Origin of the sequence: Aeromonas sp. HMWF014, assembly GCF_963878295.1 — a bacterium.
Classification (GTDB): domain Bacteria; phylum Pseudomonadota; class Gammaproteobacteria; order Enterobacterales; family Aeromonadaceae; genus Aeromonas; species Aeromonas popoffii.
This window is the reverse complement of sequence record NZ_CAWNYS010000414.1, coordinates 1-2,162: the sequence shown is the minus strand read 5'-3', so window position 1 is coordinate 2,162 and position 2,162 is coordinate 1. Positions and strand designations below refer to the sequence as shown.

Below are 2,162 nucleotides of genomic sequence, written 5' to 3'. Positions count from 1 at the left end.
GCCCCAGCCGGAGGCGGTGGAGGTGCGGGTCGGTGCGGGTATTGTCGGTCAGGTGGCAGGCCACAGGGTCGCCATCGGCAATGGATCCCTGCTGGCTCAGCTCGGCATTGATCAACCGCAGCAGGATGAACAGCCCGCCGACGGCGCGACCCGGGTCTGGGTCGCCATCGACGGCGTGGTGGCCGGTATCGCGGCACTGGCCGATACCCTGCGCCCCGAGAGTGCGCAAGCCATCGCTACCCTGCGCCAGCGTGGCATCGCCAGCTGGCTGGTGAGCGGCGATGCGCCAGCCCCCGTGGCCCATATCGCTGCCAAGCTGGGGCTGGACGGGGCGTTTGACTCCGTGCTGCCCGCAGGCAAGGTTGAAAAAGTCGAGGCGCTGCGGGCGCAAACCCATGGGCTGGTGGCCATGGTGGGGGATGGGGTGAACGATGCCCCCGCGCTGGCCGCGGCGGATGTCGGCATCGCCATGGGCTCCGGCTCCGATGTGGCGATGGAGACGGCCTCCATCACGCTCATGCGGTCGGATCCGCGGTTGGTGGCTGATGCCATCGACATCTCGGCAGCAACCTGGCGCACCATACAGCAAAATCTGTTTTGGGCCTTCGTGTTCAATATCATCGGCATTCCGCTGGCGGCACTGGGGTATCTCAGCCCCGAGCTGGCGGGGGCGGCCATGGCCCTGAGCAGCATCACGGTATTGAGTAATTCCCTGTTACTGAAACGCTGGCAGCCCAAGACGGGCATCCATGCCGGTCACCATGTCAGCACTGAATCGAACCGCTAAGGAGTCATCCATGAATATCAGCAAGGTAGCCAAGGCGACGGGACTGACCGCCAAGACCATCCGTTACTACGAGAGTATCGGTCTCATCTCGGCGCCGGTGCGCAGCGATAACGGCTATCGCAGCTACACCGAGGGGGCACTGCGGGAGCTGCGCTTCGTCAAGCGAGCGCGGGAGACCGGCTTCAATCTGGAGGAGTGCCAGGAGCTGCTGGCGCTCTACCGGGACGAGCACAGAACCAGTGCCCAGGTGAAGAAGCTGGCGCAGGAGAAGATCGTCGATCTGCGGGCTCGCATCGCCGGCTTGCAGGCCATGCTGGCTTCCCTCGAGGGGCTGGTATGCTGCTGCCACGGGGATGAAAGTCCCGAGTGCCCGATCCTGGACGAGCTGGAGCGCGGTTGACTAACCGCTTAATAACAGACGTTTGATTGTTGGTCCGGAAGGGGGAGTGGTAGACTGTGCGGCTTTTGTACAGGGAGTACACAGTTGACTCAGAGTGTGACACGTCAGGTGAAGCAGGCCATCATGGCCCAGCTCTATACTCACGCCTCATTCAGCCTGCCTTGTCTGGGTCTGCTGGCGCTCGGCTGGAGCCTGTTGTTCAACGATTACCTGCCCGTCGGCGAGGCGCTCGGCTGGTTGGGACTGGTCAGCCTGTTGTTGTTTTGTCGCGGCTGGCACCTGCGTTGGCGTCAGCCCAGGCTGGCGCAGATCCCCTTGCCGGTGCTGGAGCGCGAGCTTTTCATCGGGGTCACCATCACCTCCATCATCTGGGCGCTCGGCGTGCTGCTCTACATGGACAAGCTGCCCGACACCTATCGCGCTGCCATGATGATGCTCTCCAGTCTGATCCTCACCGGCAGCGCCATCATGCTGTTTGGCAGCCGCCGTTCCCTCTACGGCGCCGTCTTGCCACTCGGGCTCGCCATGCTGTTCGAGCTGGGGGTCGGCAACGAGCAGGAGCGGATCGTCTCCTGCATGCTGGCGGGCTATCTGTTTGTCTTCTTGCCGACGCTGCTGCGCCGTCTGCGGCGGGATCAGGTCGCCTCCCTCTATCATCGCTTCTCCAACGCCGATCTGGTGGCCGAGCTGAAGGCGGTCTCAGAGCATCTCAAGCTCACCTCCCGGCTGGATGGTCTGACCGGCATCGCCAATCGCGCCCATCTGGATGACAGCCTGGAGCGGGCCTGGCGCCGCTGTCATCGCGCACGCACCCCCCTGTCACTGGTGCTGGTGGATGTGGATTACTTCAAGCAATTCAATGATCTCTATGGTCATCAGCTGGGTGATGAGTGCCTGCAGCAAGTGGCGGGATTGCTGGCCGAGGTGCAGCGCCGCGAGGATGATCTCGCTGCTCGTTACGGCGGAGAGGAGTTT

General features: G+C 63.3%; 3 protein-coding genes. All 3 read left to right on the top strand.

From position 1 onward, the window contains the following. A partial coding sequence (locus AAC083_RS16575) for an HAD-IC family P-type ATPase (protein ID WP_146181704.1) occupies positions 1-787 on the top strand: 787 nt, incomplete at its 5' end. A gap of 10 nt (positions 788-797) precedes the next feature. Then, the gene (cueR, locus tag AAC083_RS16570) at positions 798-1,187 is read left to right on the top strand and encodes a Cu(I)-responsive transcriptional regulator (RefSeq protein ID WP_042035872.1); all 390 of its coding nucleotides are present in this window, start codon (positions 798-800) and stop codon (positions 1,185-1,187) included. A gap of 84 nt (positions 1,188-1,271) precedes the next feature. After that, on the top strand, positions 1,272-2,162 hold an 891-nt coding region (locus AAC083_RS16565), incomplete at its 3' end, for a diguanylate cyclase domain-containing protein (RefSeq protein ID WP_181364788.1).